At 68.0% G+C, this 23,226-nt stretch carries 23 protein-coding genes and 1 tRNA gene; 5 read left to right on the top strand and 19 right to left on the bottom strand.

The features are described 5' to 3' along the window. The first annotated feature begins 82 nt into the window (after positions 1 to 82). On the top strand, positions 83 to 820 hold the full coding sequence (locus RNZ50_12065) for a Crp/Fnr family transcriptional regulator (GenBank protein ID MDT8855737.1): 738 nt from the start codon (positions 83 to 85) through the stop codon (positions 818 to 820). Between the two features lie 32 nt (positions 821 to 852). Here RNZ50_12065 and RNZ50_12060 read toward each other — a convergent pair whose 3' ends face one another. Continuing rightward, positions 853 to 1,344 carry a sigma-70 family RNA polymerase sigma factor gene (locus RNZ50_12060; protein ID MDT8855736.1) on the bottom strand — a complete coding sequence of 164 codons (492 nt, stop codon included), beginning with the start codon at positions 1,342 to 1,344 and terminating at the stop codon, positions 853 to 855. 115 nt (positions 1,345 to 1,459) lie between these two features. Here RNZ50_12060 and RNZ50_12055 point away from each other — a divergent pair, with 115 nt between their 5' ends. Continuing rightward, a complete protein-coding gene (locus RNZ50_12055) occupies positions 1,460 to 1,669 on the top strand; it encodes a hypothetical protein (protein MDT8855735.1) in 210 nt (69 codons plus the stop codon). Positions 1,670 to 1,740: 71 nt separating this feature from the next. Here the strand turns inward: RNZ50_12055 and RNZ50_12050 are convergent, their stop codons facing one another. Continuing rightward, positions 1,741 to 2,742: a PRC-barrel domain-containing protein gene (locus tag RNZ50_12050; protein ID MDT8855734.1), complete on the bottom strand. Its 1,002-nt coding sequence runs from the start codon at positions 2,740 to 2,742 to the stop codon at positions 1,741 to 1,743. A gap of 205 nt (positions 2,743 to 2,947) precedes the next feature. Here RNZ50_12050 and RNZ50_12045 point away from each other — a divergent pair, with 205 nt between their 5' ends. Then, on the top strand, positions 2,948 to 4,549 hold the full coding sequence (locus RNZ50_12045; protein ID MDT8855733.1) for a glucan biosynthesis protein G: 1,602 nt from the start codon (positions 2,948 to 2,950) through the stop codon (positions 4,547 to 4,549). A gap of 33 nt (positions 4,550 to 4,582) precedes the next feature. Here the strand turns inward: RNZ50_12045 and RNZ50_12040 are convergent, their stop codons facing one another. The 10 genes from RNZ50_12040 to RNZ50_11995 form a co-directional block, all read right to left on the bottom strand. Further along, the gene (locus tag RNZ50_12040; protein ID MDT8855732.1) at positions 4,583 to 5,164 is read right to left on the bottom strand and encodes an SAM-dependent methyltransferase; all 582 of its coding nucleotides are present in this window, start codon (positions 5,162 to 5,164) and stop codon (positions 4,583 to 4,585) included. Positions 5,165 to 5,166: 2 nt separating this feature from the next. Continuing rightward, positions 5,167 to 5,895, bottom strand: coding sequence for a PIG-L deacetylase family protein (locus RNZ50_12035; protein ID MDT8855731.1), 729 nt, complete (start codon positions 5,893 to 5,895; stop codon positions 5,167 to 5,169). Continuing rightward, complete coding sequence (locus RNZ50_12030; protein MDT8855730.1) at positions 5,892 to 6,977, bottom strand: hypothetical protein; 1,086 nt, start codon at positions 6,975 to 6,977, stop codon at positions 5,892 to 5,894. The genes RNZ50_12035 and RNZ50_12030 overlap by 4 nt, the downstream gene beginning before the upstream one ends. Continuing rightward, positions 6,974 to 8,158 (bottom strand): glycosyltransferase family A protein, encoded by a 1,185-nt coding sequence (locus RNZ50_12025; protein MDT8855729.1) that lies wholly within the window; start codon positions 8,156 to 8,158, stop codon positions 6,974 to 6,976. The genes RNZ50_12030 and RNZ50_12025 overlap by 4 nt, the downstream gene beginning before the upstream one ends. Continuing rightward, positions 8,155 to 9,204: a glycosyltransferase gene (locus RNZ50_12020; GenBank protein ID MDT8855728.1), complete on the bottom strand. Its 1,050-nt coding sequence runs from the start codon at positions 9,202 to 9,204 to the stop codon at positions 8,155 to 8,157. Before RNZ50_12020 ends, RNZ50_12025 begins: the two co-directional genes overlap by 4 nt. Next, a complete protein-coding gene (locus RNZ50_12015) occupies positions 9,204 to 10,148 on the bottom strand; it encodes a glycosyltransferase (protein MDT8855727.1) in 945 nt (314 codons plus the stop codon). The genes RNZ50_12020 and RNZ50_12015 overlap by 1 nt, the downstream gene beginning before the upstream one ends. 1 nt (position 10,149) lies before the next feature. Beyond that, entirely contained in the window at positions 10,150 to 11,685 is a 1,536-nt protein-coding gene (locus RNZ50_12010; GenBank protein MDT8855726.1) for a glycosyltransferase family 2 protein, read from the bottom strand. Positions 11,686 to 11,872: 187 nt separating this feature from the next. Continuing rightward, complete coding sequence (locus RNZ50_12005) at positions 11,873 to 13,027, bottom strand: PHB depolymerase family esterase (GenBank protein MDT8855725.1); 1,155 nt, start codon at positions 13,025 to 13,027, stop codon at positions 11,873 to 11,875. A gap of 121 nt (positions 13,028 to 13,148) precedes the next feature. Then, entirely contained in the window at positions 13,149 to 15,239 is a 2,091-nt protein-coding gene (locus tag RNZ50_12000; GenBank protein MDT8855724.1) for a catalase, read from the bottom strand. A 157-nt stretch (positions 15,240 to 15,396) separates the two neighbouring features. Continuing rightward, positions 15,397 to 16,242 carry a transglutaminase family protein gene (locus tag RNZ50_11995; GenBank protein MDT8855723.1) on the bottom strand — a complete coding sequence of 282 codons (846 nt, stop codon included), beginning with the start codon at positions 16,240 to 16,242 and terminating at the stop codon, positions 15,397 to 15,399. Positions 16,243 to 16,524: 282 nt separating this feature from the next. Between RNZ50_11995 and RNZ50_11990 the strand changes: the two genes are divergently transcribed. Continuing rightward, the gene (locus RNZ50_11990; protein ID MDT8855722.1) at positions 16,525 to 17,025 is read left to right on the top strand and encodes a ferritin-like domain-containing protein; all 501 of its coding nucleotides are present in this window, start codon (positions 16,525 to 16,527) and stop codon (positions 17,023 to 17,025) included. Positions 17,026 to 17,088: 63 nt separating this feature from the next. Here RNZ50_11990 and RNZ50_11985 read toward each other — a convergent pair whose 3' ends face one another. Beyond that, positions 17,089 to 17,526: a response regulator gene (locus RNZ50_11985; GenBank protein MDT8855721.1), complete on the bottom strand. Its 438-nt coding sequence runs from the start codon at positions 17,524 to 17,526 to the stop codon at positions 17,089 to 17,091. Here RNZ50_11985 and RNZ50_11980 point away from each other — a divergent pair. Then, complete coding sequence (locus tag RNZ50_11980) at positions 17,515 to 18,447, top strand: histidine kinase dimerization/phospho-acceptor domain-containing protein (protein ID MDT8855720.1); 933 nt, start codon at positions 17,515 to 17,517, stop codon at positions 18,445 to 18,447. The genes RNZ50_11985 and RNZ50_11980 overlap by 12 nt on opposite strands. 262 nt (positions 18,448 to 18,709) lie before the next feature. Here the strand turns inward: RNZ50_11980 and RNZ50_11975 are convergent. From RNZ50_11975 to sufC, 6 genes are all read right to left on the bottom strand, one after another. Beyond that, positions 18,710 to 18,786: transfer RNA gene (locus RNZ50_11975), tRNA-Arg, on the bottom strand. Positions 18,787 to 18,858: 72 nt separating this feature from the next. Further along, positions 18,859 to 20,079, bottom strand: a complete 1,221-nt coding sequence (locus tag RNZ50_11970) for a cysteine desulfurase (protein ID MDT8855719.1) — start codon at positions 20,077 to 20,079, stop codon at positions 18,859 to 18,861. Between the two features lie 3 nt (positions 20,080 to 20,082). Then, positions 20,083 to 20,676: a Yip1 family protein gene (locus tag RNZ50_11965; GenBank protein ID MDT8855718.1), complete on the bottom strand. Its 594-nt coding sequence runs from the start codon at positions 20,674 to 20,676 to the stop codon at positions 20,083 to 20,085. Between the two features lie 3 nt (positions 20,677 to 20,679). Next, the gene (locus RNZ50_11960; protein ID MDT8855717.1) at positions 20,680 to 21,159 is read right to left on the bottom strand and encodes a YIP1 family protein; all 480 of its coding nucleotides are present in this window, start codon (positions 21,157 to 21,159) and stop codon (positions 20,680 to 20,682) included. Further along, a complete protein-coding gene (locus tag RNZ50_11955) occupies positions 21,156 to 22,454 on the bottom strand; it encodes a SufD family Fe-S cluster assembly protein (GenBank protein MDT8855716.1) in 1,299 nt (432 codons plus the stop codon). The genes RNZ50_11960 and RNZ50_11955 overlap by 4 nt, the downstream gene beginning before the upstream one ends. Further along, positions 22,454 to 23,209: a Fe-S cluster assembly ATPase SufC gene (gene sufC, locus RNZ50_11950; protein MDT8855715.1), complete on the bottom strand. Its 756-nt coding sequence runs from the start codon at positions 23,207 to 23,209 to the stop codon at positions 22,454 to 22,456. The genes RNZ50_11955 and sufC overlap by 1 nt, the downstream gene beginning before the upstream one ends. Positions 23,210 to 23,226: the final 17 nt, after the last annotated feature.

The following is a 23,226-nucleotide window of genomic DNA, read 5'->3' as shown; positions in this document are numbered from 1 at the left end:
TTATCCCCACAAACTCGCAAACCAATCCTTGCCATGCGAGGCGCGGCGGCGCATTCAACTGTGACATAGCGGGAAAGAAAAAATGTCGAAGCTGATGACGGACTGCGCCAACTGCCCGCTGCGGAAAATGCCGCTGTTCATACCCTTCTCCCCGGAAGATCTGGCCTTCATGCGCAGCTTCAAGAGCGCCGAGACGCAGGTCGACCGCAACGGCATCGTGCTGCACGAGGGCGAACGCTCGCCCCTGCTCTATACCGTCCTGTCGGGCCTCGGCACGCGTTCGATGCTGCTGCCGGATGGTCGGCGGCAGGTGATCAACTTCGTGTTTCCCGGTGATTTCATCGGGTTGCAGTCAAGCCTGATGGGCGAGATGAAGCATACCGTCCAGGCGACGACGCCGATGGTGCTGTGCACCTTCGAGCGCGCGCGCCTTTGGGAAGTCTTTCGCGATCAGGCGGAACGGGCCTACGACCTGACCTGGATCGCCGCGGTAGAAGAGCATTTCCTGGGCGAGACGATTGCCACCCTCGGCCAGCGCGACGCGATGGAGCGCCTGTCCTGGGCGTTGCTGCGGATGTATCGCAAGTTGTCGGCGGTGGGCCTCATGCGCGATGGCTCGGTTCCGCTGCCCTATCGCCAGCAGGACATGGCCGATGCGCTGGGCCTGTCGCTGGTCCACACCAACAAGACGGTGGCACGACTGCGCGCAGAAGGGCTGGCGAACTGGTCGGGTGGGCGCCTGTCCGTGCCCGACCCCGACAGGCTCGCCCGCGCGGCAGGGCAGGCCGACCACCGCGAGGAACAGCGCCCGATCCTGTAGCTCTTTGGTTCGCGCGCGACACGCGGGCGCCGTCACAGGGCGTCGGCGCCCAGATCCTCGATCAGCAGGCCGCGTGCGCGGTTGACGCGGCTTTTCACCGTGCCGACGGCGCAGCCGCACAACTCAGCCGCGTCCTGATAGCTCTCTCCCAGCATCACCACCAGGATGATCATCTCGCGGTATTGCGCGGGCAGGCGATCGACGGCGGCCATCAGCTGGCGTCCGAACACGGTCCATTCCTGTGTCGGCTCCACCGACCTGAGCCCCGAGACGCAGTCTGCATCCCCGGTCGGCTCGCGTTTCTGCTTTTTGATTCTTGTCAGGAAAGTGTTGCGCATTATGGTAAACAGCCACGCACGCAGGTTGGTGCCGGGAACGAATCTGTGTATGTTCGCCAACGCTTTCACCAGAGTATCCTGAACCAGGTCGTCGGCGTCTGCGGCATTGCGGCAAAGAGACCTGGCATAGATGCGAAGGGCGGGAACCACTTTCATCACGTCCGGGATTACCGGGTTGTCGGTCATCTGATCCATCCGGTCGCCACCAATCCTGACTGCTGCACGGGTCAACGTAAGCCTGACCGTTCTGGTTCCGTCGCGGCCTGTGCCGTGACCGGCCATCTACCTTACAGGAGGCGGAATGCCCGCATCGGACCACGCCAATGACCACCCCGAAACGCCCGACGCCGATCTTCGGGCCCTGGCGGCGGCGCTGCTGAAAGCCATCGCGGCAGAACCCGTGCCCGCGGGCATTGCCGATGCCGCGCTCAACCTGCAACAGGCGCTGGCGGCCGCCGGGGCCAAGGGCCCGCCGGTCGCGGCAGAGGATGCTGGCGATCCCCAGCCGTGAGGGGTTCGGAATGAAAAAGGCCCGCTCCTCGAAAGGAGCGGGCCGCAGTTTCAGCCTCTGGCGGGTGCCGGTCAGCTTTCGTGGGTCGGCAGGGCTTCCATCTGTTCGCGCGTCATCGGAAGGTAAATCCGCAGATCATTCTGGTCGGCGTTCTGCCACAGGGTAAGGTCTGCAAAGGGAATGGCGACGGGCTTTGCACCCATGCCAAGAAACCCGCCCACATCGATGATCACCCGGTCGATCTGACCGTCGGCCGTCAGCAGCACCTCGGACACCGAGGCGATGTCGGCATTGTTGGCATCATAGACGTTGGCGTCCTGCACGTCTTCGGCCGTCAGCACGGCACGGTCGGCATCGGCATAGCCGTCCATCGGCGCGATCGTGACGCCGTTGCCGTCAGCCGCCATCGGGGTGCTGGCGGCGCCGGTCTGGCCGTTGTCGGCCACAACCGGCGGCTGGTTGTCGGACAAGCCGCCCTGGGGTGCCGGATCGCCCGGCTGAACGTCGGACAGACCGCCGCTGGCCGCCTGGCCCGCGGTGCCGGTGTTGCGCGGCATGTCCCAGCGGTCGCGGCGCCCGGCGGTATCGGCAGCCTGATCATAGGCGGGGGCGCCTTCCAGTGCTTCGCGATTCGAGGTGAACACGACATAGAAATCGTCCGCCGTGCGGTCATAGACGATATCGAGCGCCTTCATGTCGAGCGCGACCGACCGCGCGCCAAGGCCCAGAAAGCCGCCGACATCGACCAGCACGCCCCGGATCTCGCCGTCTGCCGTCATCAGGATGTCCTGGACCTTGGCGATGTTGTCCCAGTCGGCGGGCACCGCATCGATCGACGTGCCCCAGCCGGAGCTTTCGGTCACATAGACGCTCTTGCCGATGAACTCGCTGCCGAACACCGTAGCCTCGCCGGACTGGGTGATGTAGACGTTGCCGTCGGTCATCCCGCCGCCGGTGGCAGCCATTTCTGCCGGTGCGGGCGCTGTCTGGCCTTCAGCCGGGGCGGCGGTCTGCGCAAATGCCGGAACGGTGGCGAAAGCGACGAGCGCGGTCGTCAAAAGGATGTGTTTCACAGGATGGTCCTCCGTTATGTGATGCAGGAAAGACTCCCGGAAACGCCAAATGTTCCCGGAATAACGTCGGCGGGCTGAAATGGCGTCGCGATTGACCGCTGCCTGCGGCAATTTCGGCCAGGCTGGAACCAATCGGCGGAACAGCCGTTTCTCCCGGTGCGCACGGGTCATCCGGGGGCGCACGGGGTGACCGGGACATTCGATCATGATGAGGCGTTCATTTCTCGCCGGACTTTCAGCGGGCGTCGCGGCCCGGGGCCTGACAGCGGCCGCCTTCACCGCCCTGCCGGAGCGGGTGCAAGCCCGGGCCACAAGCGCCACGGCCGACCTGCGCACCATGGTCACCGCCCGGGCCGAGGCCCTCTCCCGCGCGCCATTCCTCGCCCGGAGCCGGTCGCTGCCGCCGGGGCTCGAGGCGCTGGACTATGACGGATACCGGCGCATCGAGTTCAACAACCATCGCGGGCTTTGGCGCGACAACCCGTCCGGCTTCGAGATGCAGCCGATGCATCGCGGCTATATCCAGACCGGAGACATGGTGCTGAATGCCGTCGAGGATGGCGTGATCCGGCCCCTTGCCTATGATCCGTCGCTGTTCAGCTTCTTCGGCATGTCGCCACCGCCTGTCACGGCGGGTGACATCGGCTTTTCCGGCGCGCGCATTCTGGGGCATCTTGGCGACACCACGGTAGCGCGCGAGTTTCTGGTGTTTCAGGGGGCCAGCTACTTCCGCGCGCTGGCCGCAGGCAGCGCCTATGGCCTGTCGGCGCGCGGGCTGGCCGTGCGGACCGCCGATCCGGCGGGCGAGGAGTTTCCCGCCTTCACCGAGCTTTGGGTGGAACGTCCCGATTACGCGGCGCGCGAGATCATCATCCATGCGCTGCTTGACGGCCCGTCGGTCACGGGCGCCTACATGTTCACCGTCCGCACCGGCATCGACGCCCCCGAAGGCGCGCCGAAAGCCACGCGGATGGGCGTCAACGTGACGCTTTTTCCGCGGGTCGATCTTGATCATCTCGGGCTTGCGCCGCTGACCTCGATGTACTGGTATGCGCCGCTGGAACGGCGCGCCGTGGACGATTACCGCCAGCGGGTCCACGATTCCGACGGTCTGTCGATCTGCACCGAAAGCGGCGAATGGCAGTGGCGGCCGCTGGCCAACCCCGCGCGACTGCAGGTGTCTTCTTTCGGACCGGGGGCGGATGGCAGGGTCAGCGGCTTCGGGCTGTCGCAACGGGCGCGCGACTGGACCATGTATCAGGACATGGGCGCCGACTATCACCTGCGCCCGAGCTGCTGGGTGGAACCCCATGCGGAATGGCCGCAGGGCCGGGTCGAACTGATCGAGATTCCGACGGACAGTGAATACCACGACAACATCGTGGCCTACTGGCGGCCCTCTGCCACGCTGAAGGCCGGGGTGCAGGCGGTGTTCGGCTATGACCTCGTATGGTCGCAGCAGCCCGCCTCGGGGCTTGGCCTGCTGCAGGCGGTGACCAGCCAATCGGGGTCCAACGGTCGGGGATGGCGCCAGATCGTGGTCGATTTTGCCCGCAGCGCCGACGAAAGACCGCCCGGAACCGCTTTCGCCGCCGGCGACATCCAGGCTTTCGCGCCCGAGGTCACGGCGCGGGGTGCCAGGGTCCACGCCGTTGCGCTTGGCCTCAACAGCGGGATCGGCGGCCTGCGGCTGTCGTTCCTGGTAGAGCCGCAGGACGATCTGGCGGAACTGAGCGCGGTCATCCGGCAGCATGGCCGGCCGGTCTCGGAAACCTGGCTGTATCGGCTGACCGGGCTGTCGGGCTGAACGCCACAGCCGTTTCCGGCTGAGGCCGGGCGGCTATGCCTGCGCGAACAGAAGCGTGCGGTGGTTGTATTCGCCGGTGGTCGGATGATCGGTGATGACGAATTCCCGCAGGGCGGCAAGCGACTGGCAGAACAGGTGGCGGGCGGCATCGGGTCTGATCTCGGTCTGGGTATTGCCCTGCCAGTGCACCAGCACGCATTCGGCCCCCGGCAGCGCATCGCGGGCCACCCGTGCCGCAAGGGTCACGATGTCCTGGGACGACAGGTAATAGATCATTTCGGACAGCATGATCAGGTCATAGCTGCCGACCGGCCAATCCTGCGGCAGGGTCGCGCGCATCGCTGCGGCGCCCGAAAACGGCGCCAGCCGGTCCGCCGCCCGTGCGACGGCCCGGGCCGAGAAATCGACCGCGACCAGACGATCGCAGCGGGCGGCGAGGCGGGCGCTGAGCACGCCGATCGAACACCCGGCCTCCAGCGCGGAGGGATAGCGGGGGCGGGTCAGCGCCCCGAGGGTCGCATCATACTTGCGCGCCTCGTAGGCGCTGGTCTGGTAGTCCCAGGGGTCGGGGTTGGCGCGGTAGAGGGAGTCGAAATGGATCGCTGCATTCGGCATGGCTAAAGCCCTTTCAGGAACAGTTCGGGGGCGGTGATGAAATGGTGCTGATGCGCGTCGATCATGCGGAAACCGCCCGGATCGTCGCTGATCAGCCCGGTCATCTGCGACGCATGGGCGGCGACCGCCCCGGCCTTGCGGGCCTGCCAGGGGGCTGTGGCAAACTGCATCAGGGACTTGGGGTCGAAGCCGTCCGCAGCATCGGTGAAGCGGCCCCAGATTGGATAGGACCAAGGCAAAAGGTCCGGCCGGTGCCGGCAGATCCGTGCTGCGATGCGGGCGGTGCGGCCATGATCGTGATGCGGATCGCCCGCCCAGGTTGACCAGAGCGCCGTGGTCGACGGGCTGATCAGCGGCAGGATGGCGACCGCGGCTGCCTCGGCGGCGGCGTCACCATCCGGGGCGGCGCCGTCGGGATAGCCCAGCAGGATCGGCGCGGGGCCGCGACCGCCGGTCAGGATCGTCACCGCCCGGCGAACCTCGTCGGCTCGCAGCCGGGCCAGACGCTCGCCGGGCCAGGCCCGCGATGCCGGATGCGAACGGGCCCCGTCGGTCACGACGATCACCTGGCAGCGCCGGCCCCGTGCGGCCAGCGCGGCGATGGCCCCGCCGCAGCCCAGCGTCTCGTCATCGGGATGCGGCGCCAGAACGACCACGTCGCCCCCGCCCGACAGGTCGTCCAGCGACACCTCGGGCGCATCTTGCGCGGCCATCAGGACGGGCGTTCTCACCACATGTCTCCGATCATTGCCGGGTCGGCCAGCAGGTGCCGCACCGCCGCCGCGCGCTTGCCATCCAGATTGGCCTGCCGCAGGAAGAACGCCAGATCGCGCCGCACGCGGTCCGCCTCGCCCGAGGCCCCGAAGGCGGCGGTGCCGAGCGCGCGTTCGGCCAGCGCCATGCCCGACAGACAGGCCTGCTCGACCGCTTCGCGGGCCAGCAGCCCCTGCGCCACCGCCGCGGCCACGTTGCGACCGCTTTCGACCGCCAGAGCGGCCGCCTCGACCCAGAGCCGCGCGCCATGGCACAGGATCACCAGCTGCGCCAGCCGCCCGGTCTGATCGGAATCGCCGCCCTGCCCGCGGGCCAGGATGTGCTGGCGCACCGCTTCGGCCAGCGCCTCCAGCCCGCCGCAGTGCAGCGCGCAGTAGCGCCAGATTCCGCCCTCGAAATGCGGCTCGCGCAGGTAGTCGCCCGGGGAGCCCAGCCTTTGCGCGGCAACCCCGGTCAGATCATAGCGCCCCGATGCGGTGGCCCGCATCCCGCTGACCTGCCAGACCGAGGCATCGGCACGCGCCGGGTCGCGCACGTCGGCCAGCAGCAGCTGCGGGCCATCCCCGGTCTGCACCGGCACCACGGCATGGGTCAGCAGGCCCAGCCCGGAACAGAAGTGCTTGGCGCCGCGCAGCGTGACCTGCGCCCCCGAGGTTCCGGCGATCACCACGGGCTCCTTGCCCTCTGCCCCCCAGACCCCGAAGACCGCGCCAAGGGCGGTGGCATCGGCCGCCTGACGGCGTTGGCCATGGCTGCCGTAAAGCCCGATCAGCCGCAGCGCATTGGCATGGCCCTCGACGATCCTGCCGACCGGCAGGCTGACCCGGCCGATCCGGCGCAGCAGCCGCGCGCCGGCCAGGGTATCGCCGCCGACCGAAGTGTGTCCGACCACCGCCGCCAGCATCCCCGCCGCATGAAGCGCCGAAAGGTCGGCCGCCAGCGTGGCCTCGCCCCGGTCGGCGGCAGCCGCACGTTCGCGGATGCCCTGCAACACCGCCGTTTCCATCAGCTTGCCGTCGGTCGGGGGGGAAAGGGTCATGAGCCACCGCAGGTTCTGGCAGGACGCAACACGGGTTGCGCCGCCGCCGGGTATCGGATGCGGGCCTCGCGGGCCGCCGACAGAAGCGCCCGCAGGCGCGGCAGTTCGCGGCGGCAATCGCTCAGGCGCAGGCGGACACGGGCAAGCGCCGGGGCAGATGCCTCGATTCCGGCGAAGAACATGCCGAACTGGCGCGGCCGGGCCGCCTCTGCCAGACGGTCGGCCTCGGCGTCGCCCAGCAGCGCGGCAAGCCCGTCGCGCAGCGCGCGCAAGTTGGGCCAGGCGTCGCGCAACCTGCCGCGCAGGCTGTGGCGCAGGGCAAAGGTGGCCGCCGGTTCCAGCCATTCATCGGCAAACGGATCGGCATCGCGGGCGCGGGAACGCAGCGCCCCCGCCATCCCGCCATCGGTGCGCCCGGTCATGCGGCACGAGGTTTCCACGATCGCCCGCCGCGAAAAGCGCAACCGGAAGTCCATCGCCTCGACCGCTTCGGCAAAGGCGCGGTCCTCGCCAACCCGCATCACCGGCATTCCGCCGACCGCCGTGTAGACGCGGCGCGGAAAGGCCAGGCTGGCGCCGGCCGGATTGTGATGCGCCGGGTCCGGATCATGCGCCAGCGGGTCTAGCATGGCGGCAAGGGCAACCGACGCCGCCACATAGTCGCCCTCGGCGCTGCCATGCGCCGCGATTTCCTTCGGCAGCAGGGCGGCCTCGTCGGGGTCGCCCAGCACGGTGCCGCAGATCAGGTCGGCGCCCTGCAATTCGGCCAGGTTCTGCGCGACCCAGTCGGGGTGGACGCAGGTATCCGCGTCGGTGGTCAGCAAGACGCCGTCGGGCGCGACCGTCCGGCACGCCAGATCGAGCCCCAGCCGCCGCGAGGCCCCGACGCCTGCATGGCTTTCGCCGAATTCGCAATCGAGCAGGACCAGCGCGTGCGACGGATGCAGCGCGGCCCAGTCCGCGACGCGGGAAGCCGTGCCGTCGCGGCTGTTGTTGACGACGACGACGATGCCGGCCTCGCGCAGGCCATGGTCGATCGCCCGGGCCGCCGCCGCCAGACAGCGCGTGATGCGCCGGTCTTCGTCCCTGGCGGGGATGACGATGGCGGCCTCCCACCCGGCCTCGGTGCCGAAGCGGGTCATCGTGCAACGGGTCGGCAGCGGTGCTGCGGTCCGGGTCATGCGCTGGCCTCCGACAGATGACGGGCGGGCGCCGGTCTTGCGGGCGCAGACGCGAAAGGGGATGCCGACGCACCCGGCGCCAGCAGCGCCACCCACTGCGCCAGCACCGCCGAGAACCGGAACCGCGGCCAGAGCGAGACAAGCGGCGGGGCGCTGCGCCATGCGGCGATCCGGGCGGCGATCTGGTGCGGGCTGGTGGCGTCGATCCGTTGCGAGGCGTCCCATGTCACCTCGTCATTCGCGCCGAGGCCGCGGTGCACCAGCGCGGGGCAACCCACGGCATTCGCCTCGGCAATCACCAGCCCGAAGGTTTCCTCGAACCGCCACTGCGGATAGAACAGGCAGAGCGCCCTGCGCATCCGGGCAATGACCTCTGCGCGGCTCAGCGTGCCAAGCACCACCACGCCGGGCGGCATGACCCCGCTGTCGCAGACCAGATAGCCGGGGTCGGCCAGTTCCAGCCGCAGGCCGGGCAGCGTTTCGCGCAGGGTGGCAAAGGCCGCCAGCACCTGATCCAGCCCCTTGTGCGGCGAACTGGCGAAGAACAGCAGGTCGGGGTCGCGCGGCGTGGCATCGGGGTGCAGGTCGTCGGCAATAGGGTTGGGAATCGCCAGAACCTCCACCTGCCCGCCCAGAAGGGCCCGCACCATCGCGGCATGGCTTTCCGAGACGCAGATGATCCCGATCCCCGCCGCCGCCATGTCGGGCGCCAGAACCCGGTTGTGCCTGCCGGGAAACACATGCTGCCAGACCCAGATCCGGGCGCCGGGGTTGCGGCGGGCGCAGATCAGCGCCACCTTCCACGAGTTGATGACGATGATCGTGCTGCCCGCCTGCCGGGTCAGATCCATCGGCAGGAAGGCGATCTCGCCGCGCATGGCCGGGCTGTGCCGCGCCGCCTGTTCCACCGTCACCGCGCCGTTCCCGGCAAGGGCGACGGCGATGCGCAGCAGCGTCGCCTCGGTGCCGCCCAGACCGCGGAGGTCGGCATCCCGGGCATAGGCGTGCGGCGCGCAGGGGTCGATGAAGCGCAATTCCGTCCGCATCAGCCTGCCCGCCGCATCTCGGCGCCGAACATCGCGGCCAGCCGGTGACGGGTTGCCGGGGTGGCAAGGGCACCCGACGGAGCAAGAAGGTCGGGGCGCGAGATCGCGGTGAACTCCAGCCCCGGCAGGTCGATCGGCTCGGGGGTCACCTCGCGGGTCAGCAGCCAGTGATCGACCTTCTGCCAGACGCGCAGGCGGTCTGCGGCCCGCCGGGCGCTTTGATAGTCGGTCGCGGGCGACTGGGTCAGCGAATCCGGCGTTTCGATCTTGGTCAGCAGGATCTCGTCGATCACCCGGACGATCTCGCCGCCAAGGATCAGACGGTTGCGGAACTCGCGGTCTTCCTCGATGCAGTCGGAGAACCCGCCAAGACGGCGGAACACCTCGGGGTGGAACAGGCCGGAATTGACATGCATCCAGTCGCCGGGCACCGTCGGCCCCAGTTGCAGGTTCGGGAACACATCGTCGATCAGCGAGATGGCGCGGCGGATCTCGACCCGCCGCCCGTCTGGCAGCACCAGATCATGATGGGTCAGCACCGCGCCCATCCGCAGGGTGCTGCCCGCCACCTGGTGCGCCAGTGCCCAGTTCAGGTGGGGGTCGGCCGCGATGTCCTTCGCATTCAGCACCCGCGACTGGCGCAGCACCTTGTCACGGTGCGGAATGTCGTCGGAATCGTGGAAGGTTACCGCCCGGTCGCCGGCCAGCAGGATGCCCGCATTCTTGGCGCCCGCCGTGCCAAGGTTGGCGGCAAGACGCAGGTAGCACAGTCGCGGATGATCCAGGAACCGCGCCAGCACCGCCGCCGTGGCATCGGTGGAGCCGTCGTCCACCACCAGCACCACCGCATCGGGGTGCGACTGGTCCAGCGCCGCCGTGACCGCCTGCGCGATGCAGTGCGCGCGGTTGAAGGTGGGAATCACGATGCAGACCGGCATATCCATCTCAACGCTCCTTCGCGGCGACAGTTTCGGCATAGGTTGCCAGCGACCGGCGCGGGAACCGGGCGCAGGCCGGCGGCAGCAGCAACAGCGCCCCGGCGCAGACCGCCGCCCCGTCCCGCTGCCAAAGCCCCAGCGCCATGACCAGGACGGCGGCAATCCCTGCCACCAACAGCGGCACGTTGACCCGGTCCCTGCGTGACCGGACGACATGCTTGGGCGTCACGCGAAAGGCCTGTGGCCGCGTCGAAAGCCCCGACAGGGTGGCGCCGGCCGACACCGGCAGCATAGCCACGCGCGACAGCAGCGCCCCGAACCGCACCGGCCAGCGGGTGCGCAGATCATCCGGCCGCAGCAGCGGCACCACCGCCCCGCACAGGATCAGCGCAAGAGTGCCGACCGAAAGGGTGATGGTGGCCGCGGGCGCGTCAAAGCCTTGCGCGGGCGACAGGCCCAGCCCGGTCTGCACCAGCCCCGCAACCAGCAGCGCACAGGCCAGAGCGCCAAGATTGAGCCATGCCGCAAGCTGCGACACCACCAGCGACCTGTGCAGCGGCGATGCCGCCCGTCGGCCGGCCGCGGTCCAGCGCCACGCCGTCGCAACCAGCACCCGCGCATTGCCGGCCGCCCAGCGGTGGCGTTGGGTGTGCAGGCCCGCCAGATCCAGCGGCATCAGGCCGCGCCCGACCACCCGGTCGATGAAGACGCCCGTGTATCCTGCGGCGATCAGGCCGCAGCCAAGGGCGGCGTCTTCGGTGCAGCTTTCGCCGGGCCAGCCGCCGACCGCGGTCAGGGCCGGGCGGCTGATCACGCTCAGCGTGCCGGTCAGCAGCATGGCATGGGCAAGGTTGGCGGCGCGGGCATGGCGGTTGAAATAGTCGGCAAGCTCGAACGACAGGCCCTCGGTGGCGGGGGTCAGGTGGCGGTAGGCTTGCGGAAACTGGATGAAGTCGGCTTTCGTCCTGGCCAGTTCGGAAGCAACGGTGGCGAGGAAACCGGGGGTTACCTGATAGTCGGCATCCACGACCACGACATGGCTGGTGGCGGGGTCGGTGGCGGCCAGCGCGATGTTCAGCGCCCCGGCCTTCGCCCCCGTCACGCCGTCGCGCCGCAGAAAGCGGAACTGAGGGCCCGCCCCGGCGCACCACGCCTGCACCGGCTGCCAGAGGGCGGGATCGGAGGTGTTGTTGACAATCACGACGATCTCGTGCGGCGGGGCGCCGGGCTGGTGCCGCAGGCTGGCAAGGGTGGCGATCAGCACCGGGGCCGGTTCCTTGTGCGCGGGCACATGCACCGACAGCTTGATGCCCGAGGCCGCCATCGCCCCCGGCCGGGTCGCCCGGGGCGCGGCAGCGGTCTTGCGGAACTGGTGTCCGTTGCACACCAGCGCCAGCACCGACTGGGCCACCAGAACCGCCGCCGCAGCGATGGCGGTGAACAGGGGCACCACGGCAAGGCCGGCCACCATGGCCAATGCGAGCCCACGCGCCAGCGTTCCGTTCAGCGACGTGTTCCGGGAAAGGGCAGGGTATCGGTTCATTTGGCTGCTGCATGATTGACGACACCCGAACAACCGTCTTGTCCGCGCCATGTTCCCGCCTTTCTTGCAATCGGGTGCGCGCGACCCGGTTGAGGCGACCGGTGACGGGTCAGGCGAAGCGGGATGGCGGGCCAAGCCGCATGGCCGGCCTTGCGCCCGGAAGCGGTTACCGAACGCTTGTTCGCAATCAGACCTTCTGGCCCAGCCGATGCTGCAGGAAGAACCGGAGCATCTCGCCCGAGGCGTCGGGGCCGGCCGGGTCGGTGAAGCTGCCCGCTGCCGCACCGCCCGACCAGGCGTGGCCCGCATCCTGCACCGCCCAGTATTCGCAAAAGGACTTGCCGCTGGCCGCGCTGTGCGTGGTCTGGCTGAAGGCGCGGCCATCCGCCCTGCGACCCGGCCGGACCGTTTCCTTCAGCCGGGGAAAGGTTGCCAGCGACCGGGCCGCCAGCGCGCGGCCGTTGCGCGGATGCACCACGCTGTCGGCATCGCCGTGAAAGATGATCGTCGGCATCGCCACGCCGAGTCTGCTGCCCGGCGACCCGGCCCGCATTGCCAGGAACGCCTGTGTCGCATCGCCCGCCGCGCCGATCGGCACACCCGAATGCACGCCGGCCGCCGCGAACAGGTCGGGGTAGGCATGGGCCAGGATGGCGGCCGCGGCTCCGCCCGCCGACAGGCCCGCGACATAGACCCGCTTCGGGTCGGCAGGATGGTCGTGCAGAATCTTGCGCGTGATGCCCGCAATCAGCGCGGGTTCGCCCTGATCGCGTCCCTGATCGGCGGGCTTGAACCAGTTCCAGCACCGGTTGTTGTTCGCTCCCCTCGGCTGCGCCGGATACACCACCATGAATCCCTGCGCATCGGCCAGCCGGTTCATCCCGGTTCCGGTGGCGAAATCGTCGGGCGTCTGGGTGCAGCCGTGCAGCATCACCACCAGCGGCATCAGGGCGCCCTGCCCCGCCGCCCCGGCCGGTCGCGCCGGAATGTAAAGCTTGTAGCTGCGCTTGCCGGACTCGCCGGAAAAGCTGCCCAGCCGGAATGACGCCCCCCGCGCCACCGCCGCCTTGGTCGCCGTCTTGGCGGCAATGGCGGGCATTCCGCCTGCCGAGATGCGGCGCACGGTTTCGCCCAGAGTCGCACGCGGTTTGGCCGGTGCAGGCAATGCCCTTGCCTTGGCGGTCGTGGCCTTGCGCGGCTTGGGCACGGCCGCCCGCTTCTTGCGCGGTGGTTTTACGCTGGCCGCGACGGCGTCGCGCATCACCAGTGTGGCGGCAATCAGCTTGCCCGCGCGGGACAGCTTCGTGGCCCTCGTGACGGCTCGTCGAACTTGGTTGAACATGGGGTCTTTCTGGATCGCGGGAAGGGGGATCGCCCGGGTCCGGCCGCGCGCGACCGGACTCAAGACCATGGGGCATTCAGACGGAACGGCCGCGCGGGACGTGCCCGCGCGGCCTCTGCTTTCAGGTGCTCAGGGTCGCCTCGCGCGGCCAGAACCGCAGCGCGGTGCAGGCGGTCAGGAATGCCTGGATCGAGGTCGAGGTGCTCAGCACCCACAGCCCCTTGTCGTCCGCCTCTGCCAGCCCGCAGGCGTCGAACAGCGCGTTGCTTGCGTCATTGCAGCCGATGAACTTGCAATGCGCGTAGGCATCCGACAGGAAGTCCTGCGCGGGCTTGCTGGTGGCAAGCATGTCGTCCCCCGGCAGGATCGCCACCGCATCGAACAGCACCGAGGGCGCACCGCCCAGCCGTTCGTCGGCCGGATGAAGGGTGCCGTCGCTGTCGGTGACGCCGCCGATCTTCGGTGCGATGATCTTCATCACCACGCCCGCCTCGGCAGTCGCCTCGCGCAGTTCCGCCAGCAGCCCCGCGTCGATGCCGTCGCTGGCCAGAACACCGATCGTCCGGCCCTTGAAGCTTGCGGGCGGGTTGAGCTGGATGCTCAGCGCATCCGACGGTGGCAGGTCCATCCGGGTCGGCTGCGCGGCGGGGGCGGGTGCCGGCATCGCGGTCAGGCCCAGACGGTCGGCCACATCCTGGGCAAGGGCGTCGTCGATGTTCAGCAGGTGCGACACGATCCGGGCACGAATGCCGGGTTCGGCGCATTTCGACAGCTCGAACACGATGGCCGCGCGGATGTGGCCCTGTTCCACCGGCGTCTGGCTGGTGTAGAACTGGCGCGCCTGGCTGTAGTGGTCGGCAAAGCTTTCCGGTCGCAGCCGCGCCTTTTCGCCGGTCACCGGGGCCTTGAAGCTGACATAGCCTTCCAGCGGATGCGCGCGCGGCCCCTCGCCCCAGCCGTTTGGTTCATAGTTCACCCGGCCCTTGCGGGCACTGGTCTGCATGTGGCCGTCCTGCTGGTAGTTGTGGACGGGGCAGCCCTTCGGCGCATTGACCGGAATCCTGGTGAAGTTGGGCGACCCAAGCCGTTTCAACTGCGTGTCGAGATAGGAGAAGTTGCGCCCCTGCAGCAGTGGGTCATCGCTGAAATCGATCCCCGGCACGACGTTCTGGGTGCAGAACGCCACCTGTTCGGTTTCGGCAAAGAAGTTGTCCACCGCGCGGTCCAGCGTCAGGGTGCCGACGATTTCCACCGGGCAGTCCTCTTCCGGTATGAGCTTGGTCGGGTCGAGCACGTCGAAGGCAAAGCTGTCGGCAAAGGCCTGGTCGAACAGCTGCACGCCCAGATCCCACGCCGGAAAATCGCCCCGGTCGATCGCGTCCCACAGGTCGCGGCGGTGGCGGTCGGGGTCGGCGCCGTTGGTCTTCAGCGCCTCGTCCCATACCACCGATTGCAGGCCCATCTTCGGCTTCCAGTGGAACTTGACGAAGGTCGACCCGCCTGCCGCATTCACGAAGCGGAAGGTGTGGACCCCGAAGCCTTCCATCGTGGTGAAAGAGCGTGGAATGGCGCGGTCGGACATGACCCACATGATCATGTGCATCGATTCGGGCGTCAGCGAGATGAAATCCCAGAAGTTGTCATGCGCGCTGGCCGCCTGCGGAAAATCGCGGTCCGGCTCTGGCTTCACGGCGTGAACCAGATCGGGGAACTTGATCGCGTCCTGGATGAAGAACACCGGGATGTTGTTGCCGACCAGATCCCAGTTGCCCTCGTCGGTGTAGAATTTCACCGCAAAGCCGCGCACGTCGCGCGGCAGGTCGGGCGAGCCCTTGCTGCCGACCACGGTCGAAAACCGCACGAAGACCTCGGTCTGCTTGCCGACCATGGCAAAGGGGGCGGCGCGGGTCACATCGGTCAGCGCGCGGCTGCATTCGAACGTGCCGTGCGCACCGTAGCCACGGGCATGGACGACGCGCTCCGGGATGCGCTCATGGTCGAAATGGAAAATCTTCTCGCGCAGGACGAAGTCCTCCAGCAGCGTCGGGCCGGGCGCGCCGACGCGCAGCGAGTTCTGGTTGTCCGCGATCACCACGCCCTGCGCGGTGGTCAGACGCTCGTCCGACTCTCCGGCGTGCTGATGGATTTCTCCGCCGGCGCCCTGGGCAGAGATCAGGTCGGTCAGATCGGACGGTTGGGGAGGCTTCTTCATGGGTTGGCCTTTCACGGCGGAGAGGGCGTCGGGGGGGCCCTTCGGAGGGGCGCATCGCGCGGCGGGGGCGCACTGCGCAGGGATCAACCTGTCGGGGGGCAGTTTGTTCCCTGGCGTGTGCGGCGGGCGGCAGGACAACGGGCCGCGCACCGGGCCTTCATTGCGCGGCGAAGCGGCGACCGGCGCCGCTTTCTTCATTTTCGATCACCTCGTCGCACCACACGCTGAAATGGCTCAGGTCCATCGCCCCGAACGAGGTGAGCATCGGCACATCCACCGCGTCGCGGCCATGCACCATCGCAACCCGGCCGATGCGGGGCATGTTGTAGCGCGCATCGATGGTGCGCCATGCGCCGCCGATGAAGACCTCGACCCAGGCGCAGAAGTCGCCCGGCCCGCCATGGGGCACGCCGATGTCGCCAAGGTAGCCGCTGACATAGCGGGCGGGCAGGTTCAGCGCGCGGCAGAAGGCAATCGTCAGATGCGCAAAGTCGCGGCACACGCCACGGCCATCGCGAAACACGTCGAGCGCGGTCTTGCTCATGTCCGCGTGGCCGTAGCCGAAGGTGATGTGCCGGTGCACGAAATCGCAGACCGCCTGCACCCGCGCCCAGCCGTCGGGCACATGGCCGAACAGCGCCCACGCATCCGGCGTCAGCAGATCGGACTGGCAGTAGCGGCTGGGGGCCAGATACTGCAGCGTCTCCTGCGGCAGATCGAAGATCGGCGTGGGCAGCGCCAGGGGGTCGACGGCATCGGGCTGCCCGTCGTCATGGACCATCGCCTCCCATTGCAGGCGCATCGGTCCGACGCCTTCGGCCACCCGCACACGGCGGTTCCCGAAAGCGTCGGAGAACGGCCGGGCCGGGCTGTCCGGAGAAAGCCGGATGCCGCCAGAGGCCTCGATGCGCCATTCTTCCTCGGGGCGCGGCAGCAGGGCCAGCAAGACGGTGGTGGCAAAACGCCGTTCGATGACAATGTCGAAACCGATGTGGATTTTCATGAACCTGTCCCGGAACAAGGGCCGTGCAGCCTGATGAGCGATGTGACACCTGAACCCGGTCCGAAGGCTAAGGTTCCCTGCGCGGGCCGCATCTTGCGGTGGCGCGGCAAGACCCTGCCGATCCGGCGCGGCCGTCCGGGGTGGCAGGAGACAATCGCGCGGCGGCCGGAACATTTGCAGGGCCGGCTGGTTCAGCATCCGGACCGGTTTCGGCCGGCTTCCGAAACGGCAACGGCCCGAAACGGCGACAATGGCCCGAAACGGCAATGGACGGAGCAACCCATGAAAACCAGATCGATCGAAGACCTGTTCCACGACACCCTGCGAGACATCCTGTATGCCGAGCGCAAGATCCTCAAGGCCCTGCCCAAGATGGCCCGGGCCGCGCAATCTGCCGAACTGGGGGCGGCGTTCGAGAAGCACCGCATGGAAACCGACGGCCAGATCGAGCGCCTCCAGCAGGTGTTCGAACTGATCGGCAAGCGCGCGCAGGGCAAGACCTGCCCGGCGATCGACGGCATCCTCGAGGAAGGCGAAGAAGTGATGGCATCCTTCGAAGGCTCGCCCGCGCTCGACGCGGGGCTGATCGCGGCGGCGCAGGCGGTGGAACATTACGAAATCGCCCGCTACCGCGCGCTGAACGGCTGGGCAAAGGTGCTCGGGATGAAAGAGGCGGCGATGCTGCTGCAGGAAACGCTTGCGGAAGAAACCGCGACCGACACCGCGCTGGTCAAGCTCGCGGATGGCTCTGTCAACAAGGCGGCGGTTTCCAAGGCAGCCTGACCTGCGACCCGAAGCCTGACACCGCACCGGCCCGGCGCAAGGCGGACCGGTGCGGATTGCGTTTCACGCGCCCGGGCCCTGCCCCCGCCGCAGGGTTGCGATCACCTCCGCCAGAAAGCTGCTGTCGTAGGGTTTCTGCACGATCCCGGTCGAATCGTCGGGCGGGAAGCCCTCGACCTTGGCGTGTCCCGTGGCAAAGATCACCGCAAGCCCGGGGAACTGCGTGCGCGCAAGGGCGGCGAGGCTGGTGCCGGGCATGTCGGGCAGGCCGATGTCGGTGATCAGGATGTCGATTTCATCTTTCGACAGGGCATCGAGCGCCGACCTTGCCGTGCCGGTGGCGATCACCCGGTGGCCGAGGTCTTCCAGCATGTCCGCCGTCGCCATGCGGATCAGAACGTCATCCTCGCACAAGAGCAGCGTCAGCCCGGCAGGCTTGGGCGCAACCGGCCTAGGCTCGACAGCCCCCCCTGGCGCCGCGCCCGCAAGTTGCTGGCGCACTTTCCGCGCCAGGGCCTCGCGGGTATAGCCGCCGCCGCGCTGGCCAGCAGCCAGGCCACGCTGCGCCAGGTGCAGAAGCTGGAGGCGATCGGGCAGCTGACCGGCGGCGTCGCGCATGACTTCAACAACCTGTTGCAGGTGATCAGCGGCAACCTGCAACTGCTGATGCGGGAAATCGCCGGCAACGAAAAGGCCGAGCGCCGCATCTCCAACGCGATGGAGGCGGTGACCGGCGGTGCCCGGCTTGCCTCGCAACTGCTGGCCTTCGCGCGGCGCCAGCCGCTGGCACCCAAGGTGGTCAACCTTGGCAGGCTGGTCCGCAGCATGGACGAGATCCTGCGGCGCGCGCTTGGCGAGGCCATCGAGGTCGAGACCGTCGTGGCGGGCGGCTTGTGGAACACCCTCGTCGATCCGGGCAATGTCGAGAATGCGCTGCTCAACCTGGCGATCAACGCCCGCGATGCGATGGAGGGGCAGGGCAGCCTGACGATCGAGGTCGGCAACGCCTGTCTCGACGATACCTATGCCCAGACGACCTTCGACGTGACACCCGGCCAGTATGTCATGCTGTCGGTGACCGACACCGGCACCGGCATTCCGCCCCTGATCCTTGAACGACAGGGTCTGGCCCGCGCAATAGACGGTCCGGATCACATGATCGTTGAAATCCGCCACCTCGGGCCAGCCCTTGCGCACCTCGGACCCCAGAAGCCTGGGATGGCGCGCCCCGGCAAAGTCGGAATAGCTGTCGTTGTAGATCATGGTGCCGACTTCACCGAACAGCGCGACCATCGGCAGCGGCGAGCGCATCATCATGGCGACGACGGACTTGACCTCCACCGGCCAGTCCGCAAGCGGGCCGAGGCTGGTGGCCGACCAGTCGAAGGCCCGCACCAGGGCCGCCATCTCGCCGCCGCCTGACAGGAAATCCGGGCGCGCGCCCGATTGGTCCACGTCGTTCATCTGTCGCCCTGCGCTTTCTGCGGCCGGCCCCTGCAGGCCCGGAACCAGTGTCAGGATTACAAGATCATAGATTCATAATTGGGAAAAGGGCGTGAATCCCGGACCCGGCGCCTTGCCGACGCAACGCGGCCGACGCAGTTCGCCGCCGCCCGACAGACGCTCCGGGTTGAACAGACCGCCCGCCCCGCGAGGGTCGGCGGTCCGTCGAACGATTGATGTCTGGTGCACCCGACACGATTCGAACGTGTGGCCTCTGCCTTCGGAGGGCAGCGCTCTATCCAGCTGAGCTACGGGTGCCTGTCGCGGTCTATAGCCAATGGCCGGGCACACCGCAACGGCAAATGCGCGGGTTTCTCCCGGTGCGGGCGGTCAGCCGAACAGGTCGTGGCAAAGTTCCAGCGCGTCGATCAGCACGTCGACCTCGGCGGTGGTGTTGTATAGACCGAACGAGGCGCGGCAGGTGGCGCCGACCCCCATGTGCGCCATCAGCGGCATGGCGCAATGGGTGCCCGCCCGCACCGCAACGCCCTTCTTGTCCAGCACGGTCGAGATGTCGTGCGCGTGTGCCGCCCCGTCGAGCGTGAAGGAAAAGATCGCGCCCTTGCCCGCCGACCGGCCCTGAACCGACAGCCATTTCAGCCCGTCCAGCCGGGCGCGGGCGTAATCGCGAAGGCTGCGCTCATGGGCCGCGATGTTGTCCATGCCCAGGCCCATCATGTAGTCGAGCGCGACGCCCATGCCGATCTGCTGCACGATGCCCGGCGTGCCCGCCTCGAACTTCATCGGCGGGTCGTTGTAGGTCACGGTGTCGCGCGTGACCTCGCGGATCATGTCGCCGCCGCCAAGGAAGGGGCGCATTTCGGCCATCCGTTCCGGGCGGATGAAGATCGCCCCGGAACCGCTTGGCCCGTATAGCTTGTGTCCGGTGATGGCATAGAAGTCGCAGCCCATCGCCGCCACGTCCACCGCCATGTGCACCGCCCCCTGGCTGCCATCGACCAGCACCGGCACGCCCCTGTCATGCGCGCCCGCACAGATGGCCGCGACATCGACCACGGTGCCCAGCACGTTCGACATCTGGGTGATGGCCACCAGCCGCGTGCGCGGCCCGATGGCATCCAGCACCGCCTGCGGGTCCAGATCGCCGTTGGCATCGACCTCGACCCATTTCAGCACCACGCCCTGCCGTTCGCGCAGGAAATGCCAGGGCACGATGTTTGCGTGATGCTCCATGATCGACAGCACGATCTCGTCGCCCGGTTGCAGGCGCGGCGCGGCCCAGGCATAGGCCACCAGGTTGATGCCCTCGGTGGTGCCCGAGGTGAAGACGATGTGATCCTCGGACGGGGCGTTCAGAAAGCGCGCGACCGTGCCGCGCACCGCTTCGAACCTGTCGGTCGCAAGGTTGGAAAGGTAGTGCAAGCCACGGTGAACGTTGGCATATTCCATCGAATACGCCTGCGTCACCGCATCTATTACCACCTGCGGCTTCTGCGCCGAAGCGCCATTGTCCAGATAGACCAGCGGCTTGCCGTTGACCTGTCGCGACAGGATGGGGAAATCGCGGCGAACCGCTGCAACGTCATACATCGGTCATATCCCCACCTGGCCCGGCGCCATCACCAGCGCCATAAGGAAGGCCAGCCCGACCATCAACAGGAAGGTGGCCGCGATGATGCCGAGAAACACCAGGAACAGCGACCGGAAACCGTGCAATTCGGCCACGAAATTGGTCAGCAGCCATGGCGACAGCAACATGCTCATGATCGCGACCACCCCGGCCAGCGGCGGCAGCAGGATGTCGGTCGCCAGCTGCACCAGCTGCATTCCCAGCAGGATGACCTGCAACCAGACCACCAGCAGCAGCGCATCGGCCAGACTGCCGGTGCCACCGAACAGCCGCCCGAAGAAATGGATCGCCAGCACAGTGCCGATCAGGCCCGCCACCTGCACCGCCGCCAGTTGCAGCGGGTTGGCCACGATGGCCGCAACCATCGGCGGCAGGGAAATCGGCATCAGGCTGAAGCTGACGAACATGATCAGCGCGGACGCCGCCGCCATCAGCCACATGCCGGCCCAGCGGGCGGCCATCGGCACGCCCAGCGACATCACATAGCTTGCCGCCTGACGCGGCTTTTGCAGGGTGTGGCGCACCAGTTGCCAGAAGGATGCCAAGGTCAGTTCCATCGCTCAGCTCTCCACGGCCATCAGGGCCTGCGACCAAAGATACAGGAAAGCGGCCAGCACCCCCAGCCCAAGCAGCAGCGACACGCCGCCGCTGCCCATCATTCCCTCGACCAGACCGTGCAGCAGCAGCAGCGGGCTGATCGCCAGCATCGACCAGAACAGCGCCAGACGCGCGCCATAGGGCGTGCCCTTGCCGCCGAAGGCACGGGCGACAAGGTGGCTGATGCCCGCAATCGCATAGGCGATCAGCGGCACCAGAAACACCGCCCCCATCAGCGCCCCGCCCAGCCGCGCGTCGAGCGGCGTGTCGGGGTCAAGATGGGCCGCCCGCGACAGGGCGGGCCATTGCGCGACGAAGTTCAGCACGCAGGCCGCCATCAGGGTTGCCAGCGCGCGATCCTCGCGCTGTCCGGCCGCCAGCTTGCGCAGGATCACCGCGCGCGGCCGCCGATAGGTTTGCAGGATGTCGCCGGTGATCGTCATGCCGCGCGCGCGCCTCCGTGCCGGGCCAGCCAGTTTTCCAGCCGCAGCCGGACATCCTCGGCAATCGCCGCATCGTCGATCTCGGCCAGCGCCTCGGCCAGAAACGCCAGAACCAGCAGCGCCTGCGCCGCCACCAGCGGCACCCCGCGCGAGCGCAGGTAGAACAGCGCCGTGTCGTCGATCGCGCCCGAGGTCGAGCCGTGGCTGCATTTCACGTCGTCGGCATAGATTTCCAGTTCCGGCTTGGCAAGGAACGTGCTGTCCCCGTCCAGCAGCAGCGCCTGGCTGGTCTGGTAGCCGTCTGTCTTCTGCGCGCCCTGCTTCACCAGGATCTTGCCCTGAAAGACCCCGACCGCGCCGTTCTTCAGCACCTTCTTGAACACCTGCCGGCTTTCGCAACGCTGGCCGACATGGGTGATGAACACCGTGTCGTCCTGATGAAACGCGCCGTCGCCCGCCACGGCACCGGCCACATGCGCCACCGCGTCGTCGCCGGCCAGTTCGATCACCATCTCGTTGCGCGTCAGCGCGCCGTTGACGGTCACGGTGAACGACTTGAACAGCGCCTCCGCCGCCAGCCGGGCAAAGACATGCGTCGCGGCCCGGCGTTCATGGTCGCGCCCCTGCGAGCGGATGTGGTGGAAGCGGCCGCCCTCGGCCACCTCGACCTCCATCACCGAGGTCAGGCGGGCGGCGGCGGGGCCGTTTTCCAGCAGCGTCAACTCCGCCCCGGCCTCGACCTTGATGCAATGGTGCAGGATCGCGTCGGATGTGGTTGATTTGTGGAGGTAAACCAGACTTACAGGCTTCGCCGCCCGCCCGGTGACGCGGATCAGCACGCCTTCGGTGGCAAAGGCGGTGGCCAGCGTGGCGAACGGGCGCTGCACAGGGGTCTGCCCCCGCGCCTCCAGCACGCCGAAAAGCCCCTGCGCCCAGTGAATGTCGGCCCCCGCCACCTGCGACAGCAGGCTGATCTCGACCCCCGCCAGTGCCGGATCGTCCGACGCGGCTGCATCGAACACGCCATCGACGAACACCAGCTTCAGCCGGTCAAGCCCGGAAAAAACCATCGGTTCATCGGCGTAGTCGAACAGCGCGGCGGGGCTGGATTCGGGGGCGGTCAGGGTGGCGGCATCGGTGTAGCGCCAGTATTCGTCGCGCCGCCCCGGCAGCCCCATGGCGCCCAGCCGGGCCAGCGCCTCGGCGCGTGTCGCACCGGACCAGCCGCCTGCTGGCAGATCAAGGCCGCCGATGCGGGCGGCCAGCGCATCCTGCCGTGCCTGCGCCAGCGCCATCACACCCCCTCCGACAGGATGTCGGCATAGCCGTTCTTCTCGACCTCCAGCGCCAGTTCCGGCCCGCCGCTGCGCACGATGCGGCCCGCTGCCATGATATGCACCACATCAGGTGCGATATGGTCCAGAAGCCGTTGATAATGCGTGATGACCAGGAAAGACCGGCCCTTGTCGCGCAAAGCGTTCACGCCGTCGGCCACCAGCTTCATCGCATCGACATCCAGCCCGGAATCGGTCTCGTCCAGAATGCACATCTTCGGTTCAAGCATCGCCATCTGCAGGATCTCGTTGCGCTTCTTCTCGCCGCCCGAGAAGCCCACGTTGACCGGACGCTTCATCATGTCGGCGTCGATCTGCAGCGCCTTGGCCTTGGCGCGCACCACCTTGAGGAAGTCGGCCGCCGACATTTCCTCTTCGCCGCGCGCCTTGCGCTGCGCGTTCACCGCCGTGCGCAGGAAGGTCATGTTGCCGACGCCAGGAATCTCCACCGGATACTGGAAGGCCAGAAACAGGCCCGCCGCCGCCCGCGCCTCGGGGTCCATCCCCAGCAGGTCCACGCCGCCCAGCAGCGCCGAGCCGTCGGTGACGGTGTAGCCTTCGCGCCCGGCAAGCACATAGGAAAGGGTCGATTTGCCCGACCCGTTCGGCCCCATGATGGCATGAACCTCGCCAGAGCCGATCGTGAGGTCGACCCCCTTCAGGATCGCCTTGTCCTCGGTTTCAAGTTTCACGTGCAGGTTGCTGATCTTCAACATGTTTTCGTCTTTCCTGT

The sequence above is a fragment of the Paracoccaceae bacterium Fryx2 genome, from assembly GCA_032334235.1.
Taxonomy (GTDB): Bacteria; Pseudomonadota; Alphaproteobacteria; order Rhodobacterales; family Rhodobacteraceae; genus JAVSGI01.
The sequence above is the reverse complement of the archived record's forward strand: the minus strand, read 5'-3'. Positions and strand labels throughout refer to the sequence as shown.

Coding starts and splice junctions, on each gene's coding strand:
- RNZ50_12065 (MDT8855737.1), top strand. CDS start 83: ATGTCGAAGCTGATGACGGACTGCGCCAACTGCCCGCTGCGGAAAATG.
- RNZ50_12060 (MDT8855736.1), bottom strand. CDS start 1,344: ATGACCGACAACCCGGTAATCCCGGACGTGATGAAAGTGGTTCCCGCC.
- RNZ50_12055 (MDT8855735.1), top strand. CDS start 1,460: ATGCCCGCATCGGACCACGCCAATGACCACCCCGAAACGCCCGACGCC.
- RNZ50_12045 (MDT8855733.1), top strand. CDS start 2,948: ATGATGAGGCGTTCATTTCTCGCCGGACTTTCAGCGGGCGTCGCGGCC.
- RNZ50_12040 (MDT8855732.1), bottom strand. CDS start 5,164: ATGCCGAATGCAGCGATCCATTTCGACTCCCTCTACCGCGCCAACCCC.
- RNZ50_12030 (MDT8855730.1), bottom strand. CDS start 6,977: ATGACCCTTTCCCCCCCGACCGACGGCAAGCTGATGGAAACGGCGGTG.
- RNZ50_12025 (MDT8855729.1), bottom strand. CDS start 8,158: ATGACCCGGACCGCAGCACCGCTGCCGACCCGTTGCACGATGACCCGC.
- RNZ50_12020 (MDT8855728.1), bottom strand. CDS start 9,204: ATGCGGACGGAATTGCGCTTCATCGACCCCTGCGCGCCGCACGCCTAT.
- RNZ50_12015 (MDT8855727.1), bottom strand. CDS start 10,148: ATGGATATGCCGGTCTGCATCGTGATTCCCACCTTCAACCGCGCGCAC.
- RNZ50_12010 (MDT8855726.1), bottom strand. CDS start 11,685: ATGAACCGATACCCTGCCCTTTCCCGGAACACGTCGCTGAACGGAACG.
- RNZ50_12005 (MDT8855725.1), bottom strand. CDS start 13,027: ATGTTCAACCAAGTTCGACGAGCCGTCACGAGGGCCACGAAGCTGTCC.
- RNZ50_12000 (MDT8855724.1), bottom strand. CDS start 15,239: ATGAAGAAGCCTCCCCAACCGTCCGATCTGACCGACCTGATCTCTGCC.
- RNZ50_11995 (MDT8855723.1), bottom strand. CDS start 16,242: ATGAAAATCCACATCGGTTTCGACATTGTCATCGAACGGCGTTTTGCC.
- RNZ50_11990 (MDT8855722.1), top strand. CDS start 16,525: ATGAAAACCAGATCGATCGAAGACCTGTTCCACGACACCCTGCGAGAC.
- RNZ50_11970 (MDT8855719.1), bottom strand. CDS start 20,079: ATGTATGACGTTGCAGCGGTTCGCCGCGATTTCCCCATCCTGTCGCGA.
- RNZ50_11965 (MDT8855718.1), bottom strand. CDS start 20,676: ATGGAACTGACCTTGGCATCCTTCTGGCAACTGGTGCGCCACACCCTG.
- RNZ50_11960 (MDT8855717.1), bottom strand. CDS start 21,159: ATGACGATCACCGGCGACATCCTGCAAACCTATCGGCGGCCGCGCGCG.
- RNZ50_11955 (MDT8855716.1), bottom strand. CDS start 22,454: ATGGCGCTGGCGCAGGCACGGCAGGATGCGCTGGCCGCCCGCATCGGC.
- sufC (MDT8855715.1), bottom strand. CDS start 23,209: ATGTTGAAGATCAGCAACCTGCACGTGAAACTTGAAACCGAGGACAAG.